This is a genomic window from Chelativorans composti (genome assembly GCF_039541695.1).
In the GTDB taxonomy this organism is placed as follows: Bacteria; Pseudomonadota; Alphaproteobacteria; order Rhizobiales; family Rhizobiaceae; genus Chelativorans; species Chelativorans composti.
In genome coordinates this window covers 1-6,494 of record NZ_BAABGS010000047.1, presented here as the reverse complement: position 1 = coordinate 6,494, position 6,494 = coordinate 1, and the positions used below count along the sequence as shown (strand labels likewise).

6 protein-coding genes and 1 pseudogene are annotated in these 6,494 nt (G+C 60.8%); 4 read left to right on the top strand and 3 right to left on the bottom strand.

The genetic code is table 11. From position 1 onward, the window contains the following. Window positions 1-76: 76 nt before the first annotated feature. Both ABD906_RS10160 and ABD906_RS10155 read left to right on the top strand, forming a co-directional pair. The gene (locus ABD906_RS10160; RefSeq protein ID WP_345099297.1) at window positions 77-559 is read left to right on the top strand and encodes a DsbA family protein; all 483 of its coding nucleotides are present in this window, start codon (window positions 77-79) and stop codon (window positions 557-559) included. A 48-nt stretch (window positions 560-607) separates the two neighbouring features. Beyond that, complete coding sequence (locus tag ABD906_RS10155) at window positions 608-775, top strand: hypothetical protein (protein WP_183336734.1); 168 nt, start codon at window positions 608-610, stop codon at window positions 773-775. Between the two features lie 49 nt (window positions 776-824). Here the strand turns inward: ABD906_RS10155 and ABD906_RS10150 are convergent, their stop codons facing one another. The 3 genes from ABD906_RS10150 to ABD906_RS10140 are packed head-to-tail and all read right to left on the bottom strand — an operon-like array spanning window position 825 to window position 5,283. Beyond that, on the bottom strand, window positions 825-4,058 hold the full coding sequence (locus tag ABD906_RS10150) for an efflux RND transporter permease subunit (protein ID WP_345099296.1): 3,234 nt from the start codon (window positions 4,056-4,058) through the stop codon (window positions 825-827). Further along, window positions 4,055-5,068 (bottom strand): efflux RND transporter periplasmic adaptor subunit, encoded by a 1,014-nt coding sequence (locus ABD906_RS10145; protein WP_028035850.1) that lies wholly within the window; start codon window positions 5,066-5,068, stop codon window positions 4,055-4,057. The genes ABD906_RS10150 and ABD906_RS10145 overlap by 4 nt, the downstream gene beginning before the upstream one ends. A gap of 11 nt (window positions 5,069-5,079) precedes the next feature. Then, window positions 5,080-5,283: a YgaP family membrane protein gene (locus ABD906_RS10140; protein ID WP_028035851.1), complete on the bottom strand. Its 204-nt coding sequence runs from the start codon at window positions 5,281-5,283 to the stop codon at window positions 5,080-5,082. Window positions 5,284-5,454: 171 nt separating this feature from the next. Here ABD906_RS10140 and ABD906_RS10135 point away from each other — a divergent pair, with 171 nt between their 5' ends. Further along, on the top strand, window positions 5,455-5,721 hold the full coding sequence (locus ABD906_RS10135) for an ArsR/SmtB family transcription factor (RefSeq protein ID WP_244650303.1): 267 nt from the start codon (window positions 5,455-5,457) through the stop codon (window positions 5,719-5,721). 124 nt (window positions 5,722-5,845) lie between these two features. Next, window positions 5,846-5,929, top strand: a pseudogene (locus ABD906_RS10130) (DUF2793 domain-containing protein); the annotation flags it as partial. Window positions 5,930-6,494: the final 565 nt, after the last annotated feature.

Genomic DNA, 6,494 nt, shown 5'->3' with positions numbered 1-6,494 from the left:
GCGCGGGCGGCCCTGCAACCCCAACCAGCGATGCCGCCCGCGCTGGCGCCACCACCATCATTGCACTAACAATCAAATTGGACCCGTCCGTGGGGGCCGATCAATTGCTGAGTTCTTCGACTATCAATGTCCGTATTGTAAGAGAAATCACCCGGAGCTGATGAAAGTCATCGAGAGTGACGGCAGTATCAGGCTCGTCATGAAAGATTTTCCAATATTCGGAGACCCATCGATCTACGCTGCCAACCTCGTTCTCGCATCCGCCGCCGCCGGCAAATACGCCGCGGCGCTCGAAGCGCTCATGAACACGCCCGCGAGGTTAAGCCGGCAAGATGTCGATGCGACTCTGAAAAAGGTTGGACTTGATCCGACTGAGTTGCATGCGGCCTATAAGAAGAACAGTCGCCAGATCGATGCAATCATCGTTCGCAATATAGCCCAGGCGAATGCCTTCAATCTTCAAGGAACTCCAGCTTTTGTCATTGGCCTGAAAATATATCCTGGCTACATGAACGAGAAAGCGCTCAAGGAAGCGGTTGCAGAAACTAGAAATGCTTGAGCCTCTCCTCGGTTCACTCGGCCCCGTAAGGCGCCGAGTGTTCTCGCAATGCGCAGATATATCGCGGAATTCCACTTCTGCTACAACAACAGGTCGGCGCTGGGAATTGCAGACAAGGAGCGCACCACCAAGGCGGTTATCGGCGCGAACGGCAAGCGCCTGACCTATCGGCGTCTTACCAAACCGCTCGATACGAAGAACAGGAGGCTCTTTTGATCGTTTTCGGGAATGCAGCTGAGCTGGCGCCTCCGCAGATCTTTGCGCGTCACTGATCGGCATTCGGAACGTCCGCTGTTGCAGGCTTCTCCCCGCCTCGTAAGACCACGTAGATCGCGGGGATGACAAGGACCGTCAGCGCCGTCGAGGAAGCGAGGCCGAAGAGTAGCGAGATGGCGAGTCCCTGGAATATCGGGTCGGCAAGGATCACCGCTGCGCCAATCATGGCGGCCAGGGCAGTGAGCAGGATCGGTTTGAAGCGGATTGCGCCCGCTTCGAGCAGTACGTCGATTAGCGGGCGGCCCGGTTTGCGCGCATGCCGGATGAAGTCGACGAGCAAGATCGAGTTGCGCACGATGATGCCGGCAAGTGCAATGAAGCCTATCATCGAGGTCGCCGTGAACGGCGCCGCGAACAGCCAGTGACCTAGCATGATACCGATTAGCGTGAGCGGGATCGGCGTCAGGATCGCCAGCGGGAGCTTGAACGAGCGGAACTGGGCGACGACCAGAATGTAGATGCCGAGGATCGCAACGATGAAGGCGCCGCCCATGTCGCGAAACGTCACCCAAGTGACCTCCCATTCACCGTCCCAGAGCAGCGTTGGGGTACTTTCGTCATCGGGTTGGCCATGGAGCGCGATTGCCGGTTTTGGCACGTCGCCCCAGTCCGCCTTCTCGATTGCCTCGGCCACGGCCAGCATACCGTAGATCGGCGCCTCGAACGCACCGGCCAGTTCGCCTGTGACCATCTCCGCGGCTCGGCCGTTGTGGCGGAAGATCGGAAAGGACGCGCGCTCGTTCTGAACGCTTACGACATCACCAAGCTCAACGACGCTACGCTCACCAGGCAGAGCATTGGCGGGCACAGGTGTTGCCAGTGTCCGTTCGCTCACCACTTTTTCGTTCGTTGCGGGTGCAAGACGAATCGGGATGGGATGGCGACCGCCGCCCCGGTGAGAGTAACCGACAACGGGGCCGGCGTAGAGCGCGCGCACCGTATCGTAGACGTCCGACTGCTCGACGCGATGATACTCGAGGTTGTCTTGATTAATAGCGAGCCGCACGCGCTGAGCCTGGACGCCGAAGGAGTCGTCTACATCAACTATGAAAGGAACGCTTTCGAAAGCTTCGCGCACCTTGGTGGCGACCGCACGCCGGGTTTCCGGATCAGGTCCGTAAATCTCCGCCAGCAGCGTCGCGAGCACCGGGGGCCCCGGCGGTGGTTCGACCACTTTCACGGCGGTGCCTGTGGGCAGATCGAGGCCTTTGAGGCGCTCGCGCACATCGAGCGCGATCTCATGGCTCGTGCGGGCGCGGTCGTGCTTCGAGACCAGATTGACCTGCACATCGCCAAGCTCCGGCGACGATCGGATGTAGTAATGGCGCACAAGGCCGTTGAAATTGAATGGTGCCGCCGTACCTGCGTAGGTCTGAAACGAGGCGACCTCGGGCACTTCCGACAAACGCTGGACGATGGCTCCGAGCGCGCGGTCCGTCTCTTCGACCGAGGCTCCTTCCGGCAGATCGACGACGATCTGCAACTCGGTCTTGTTATCGAAGGGCAGGAGCTTGACCGTGACGTGCTTCGTGTAGAGCAGCGCCATTGATCCGAATGTTGCAAGGGCGACGATGGCAAGAAAGACCCATGACCGCCACCGCTTCACGAGTAGTGGTCGGGCAACTGCCATGTACGCGCGACCCAAGCCGCTGACATGGCTATCGCGATGCGCGTGAGACGGGCCGCCGTTCCCTGGTCCGCTGAACTTCATCATGAGCCACGGGGTCAGCATCACGGCGACGAAAAACGAAAACAGCATCGCTGCCGAGGCGTTGGTGGGGATGGGCGCCATGTAGGGCCCCATCATTCCGGAGACGAAAAGCATCGGCAGTAGCGCGGCGATGACCGTCAGTGTCGCAACGATCGTCGGGTTGCCGACTTCCGCCACGGCCTCGACGGCTGCTTGGCTGCGCGGGCGTCCGTCCTGCATCGCCCAATGCCGTGCCACGTTCTCGATGACCACGATGGCGTCGTCGACGAGAATGCCGATGGAAAAGATTAGCGCGAACAGGCTCACCCGATTGATGGTGTAGCCCATGATGTGCGAGGCGAAGAGTGTGAGCAGGATCGTGGTCGGAATGACGACGAGCGTCACGAGCGCTTCGCGCCAGCCAATTGCGAACCAGATCAGGAGAACAATTGAGACGGTCGCCAGTCCGAGGTGGAACAGCAGCTCGTTTGCCTTCTCGTTCGCAGTTTCCCCGTAATTGCGCGTAATCGACATCTCCACGTCGGCAGGGAAGATGCTTCCGCGGACCTGCTCGAGCCGTTCAATGATCTTATCTGCTATGACGACCGCGTTGGTGCCGGGACGCTTTGCGATGGCGAGTGAAACCGCCGGCACGCGTTCGAGACCATCTTTGGTCTTTCGGTATTCGCTCACGCGCGTTTCGTTGGGGTCGGTCGCGAGGACGACATCTGCCACGTCACGCACGTACACGGGCCGCCCATCGCGGGCTGTGAGCAAGAGATTGCCGATCTCGGTCAGGTGCTGGAGCGTCTGCCCTGCGACCAGCGTTCGCTGCTCGTTGGCCTGGCGCACGCGTCCGACTTGGAAGGAGCGATTGGCGCCCTCGATCTTGCCCGCCAGCTGCTGGAGCGTGATGCCGTAAAGGGAAAGCTTTTCCGGATCGGGCTCGATCCGGATCTCCTCTGGCTGCTGGCCGACGATGTAGGTGAGACCGATGTCAGGAAGCTTTGCCACTTCGACCTGCAGCTCGCGCGCAAGACGGGTCAGCCCATTCGCGGTCCAGCGGGAAGCAGCTTCCGTGGTCGAGCTGAGCGTGACGACGACAATGGCCACATCGTCGATGCCGCGCCCGACGATCAGAGGCTCGGGAATGCCGACGGGGATGCGGTCCATGTTGGCGCGGATCTTCTCGTGCACCCGCAGGATCGCGGCATCCGAGCTGGTGCCGACGAGGAAGCGCGCCGTCACCATGACCGAGTCGTCGTGGGTCTGCGAGTAGACGTGCTCCACGCCGTCGATGCTTTTGATGATGGTCTCGAGCGGCTCCGTGACGAGTTTGACGGCGTCCTCCGCCTTGAGGCCGTTGGTCTCGACGCGCACGTCGACCATCGGTACGGATATCTGCGGCTCCTCTTCGCGCGGAAGCGCCACAAGCGCGATGAGGCCGAGCGCGAACGAGGCGAGCAGCAAAAGCGGCGTCAGCGGCGAGCTGATGAAGGCCCGCGTGAGGAGGCCGGCAAGCCCGAGTCTCATGGCAGGATCACTCGGTCACCGTCGCGGAGGCCTGTCATCACCTCGACCAGAGGCTCTTCTTCGCTGTCGGAGAACGTCTCCCCCAAGATGACCGGCACGTCCTGTTCCCCTTGTGCAATCGCAATGCGGATGTAGTCGATGCCTTGGCGTGTGCGCACCGCGGCTGTCGGGACTGCGATCACCTTGCGCTTGCCGACGGGTATCCAGACGAGCGTGCGCTCATTGACAAAGTAGTCGCCAATCCCGCTCACCTCGACGTCGGCGATGACACGTCCGCTCGCAATTTCCGGATAGACTTTGGCGATGCGCCCTTCGCGAGCTGTTTCGACGCTCCCGCTCTTGGTGGGCGACAATCCGCGCTGGCCGATGGTGACGGTCGCGCCCTCGACGATCTCGGCGGCATGGCGTTCCGGCAGAGACAGCCGCAGGTAATAGCGTCCGGTTGCGATGCGTGCGATCTCTTCGCCGGGCAATAGCACCGTGCCCTCCGTTACTGGAACGGTCAGCACGCGGCCAGTGGCCGGGGCTAACACCTCGCCCTCGCGCGCGCGTTGCTCAATGACGGATTTGTCCGCCTCGGCGGCCGCCATTTGGTTCACGATGACATCGAACTGGGTCTTAGCCTGGTCGAATCGGCTCTGGGCGGTTACGCCCCGCTGAAGAAGCTGTTGGGCGCGCTCGAGCTCAATTCGAGCATTCTTGAGTTGCGACTTCAGCGCGTCGATCTTCGCCTGAGCGGCAGCGAGCTCGAGCGCGATCTTGTCATCGACGATGACGGCGACGACTTGACCCTCTTTCACTTCGCTGCCTTCACTGATCCGGATTTCGCGAACTGTCCCACCAATGCGTGCGCGCGCCGGCACGACCGTGCGGCTTTGCACTTGTCCGAATACCGCCTTGGTTTCCGGGATGATAACTGCCCTGGCGCGGACCTCGGCCGCTCCGCTCGCGGTAGGCTGGGCCGCACCGATCAGATAGAGCCCGGCGAGCAACACATTGATGTGTCGCATGGCAGCTTGTTTCAGTTGAATGCGGGACCCGGCTTCAAGCCAAGCCTCTTGAACAGCATGGCGGCGGGACAAAAGCCGGTCAGCGAGGCTTGAATTAAGTTCAAGCCGACGAAGGCCGCGAGTAGGTACCAGTACGGCGAAACATAGAAGCCAAGCGCCAGCGAGATCAGCACCATGAACCCGGCGAACAGCATGACGGCACGATCGATAGACATTTCACCATTCCTCTTCGGCAGGGATATATCTCCTGTTGCCGGCGGACTTTGCTGCGGCGCAAAGATCACCGACCTCGAACCAGCCTCTTGTAGCTAACATTCAAAAGTCATAATTTCAAGATCATGAATGCTTCCGAGATGATACCAGCAGCCAGCCGTGCTGCAGAGCTCATGCGGAGCCTGTCCCACCCGCAACGGCTGCTCGTTCTGTGTGCGCTCGGTCGCGAGGAGAAGTCTGTCGCCGAACTGCGCCAGCAACTTGGGATCGATCAGGTGCCCATGTCCCAGCAGCTAATGCGCCTGCGCGCGGACGGCCTCGTGGAAGCACGCCGGGAGGGGACGACAGTCTACTACCGCATCACGCGCCCGGAAGTGCTTTCGGTCGTGGAGGCGTTGCACGCGGCGTTCTGCAAGCCCGCACAGGGCACGTCACGCTGAGCCACCTCGCGGCGACTGGGAGGAGCCGGAGTAGCGGCTGGTCATGCCCGGGGAGCAAAGTTATCCCCGCATTCCGGAGCTGCATCATGCTCGCCCCGTCAGAATTCGTCAGGAGACCGCGGGCATGTTCGAAACGCCGAACCTGAAGCTTCCCTATATCGCTCCTGCGCGGGCGCAGAAGCATGTGACACATAACGAGGCGATCCGGCGCGCTCGAAGAGGCTGGCCGAACTTGATGGGCGCGTCTAGGAGCTCGTCTATCCTCTTGAACTGCCGAAGAAGGATGCCTTCCCTCTAGCGGTGAAGGCACTTGCTCGGTTAGCGGCCTTCGTTCAGGGATGACGGGCAGCCTTCTCTGCATGCGATGATCCCGACCGATGGCTCGGTATCGTCCAAGAGGAAATTGCTAAGTACCGAGAGAAGCTCGGGATCAGCAGCCATCAGCTCAAGGCCAGCATCGATCCCAGCATGATCGCGCCTGAAGACTGGTATTTTTACGCGTGAGATGACCAGCGTATTGGCTGATGATTGGTTCGCGATCGAGCTAACGAGAACTTGGTGGCTCAGGTTCAGGGGCGCGTGGCTTTGCTCGAAACCGCGGGGCCTGCTCACTTAGCGAACGAGACAACAAAAGCGCTCGAGAAGCGAAGTGCAGCATTGAAGAAGTTGATGATGTCCCGAGAGGTGGTGTAGCTTATGCGATCGCCGTGCCTTCCGAACTGTGCCGGATCAGCTTGCCGCAGCGGGCAGGCTGATGAGCGGATCATCGCTCA

Bases quoted from the DNA above. Each gene is read 5' to 3' on its own strand.
- ABD906_RS10145 (WP_028035850.1), bottom strand. From the start codon at position 5,068: ATGCGACACATCAATGTGTTGCTCGCCGGGCTCTATCTGATCGGTGCG.
- ABD906_RS10155 (WP_183336734.1), top strand. From the start codon at position 608: ATGCGCAGATATATCGCGGAATTCCACTTCTGCTACAACAACAGGTCG.
- ABD906_RS10140 (WP_028035851.1), bottom strand. From the start codon at position 5,283: ATGTCTATCGATCGTGCCGTCATGCTGTTCGCCGGGTTCATGGTGCTG.
- ABD906_RS10135 (WP_244650303.1), top strand. From the start codon at position 5,455: ATGCGGAGCCTGTCCCACCCGCAACGGCTGCTCGTTCTGTGTGCGCTC.
- ABD906_RS10150 (WP_345099296.1), bottom strand. From the start codon at position 4,058: ATGAGACTCGGGCTTGCCGGCCTCCTCACGCGGGCCTTCATCAGCTCG.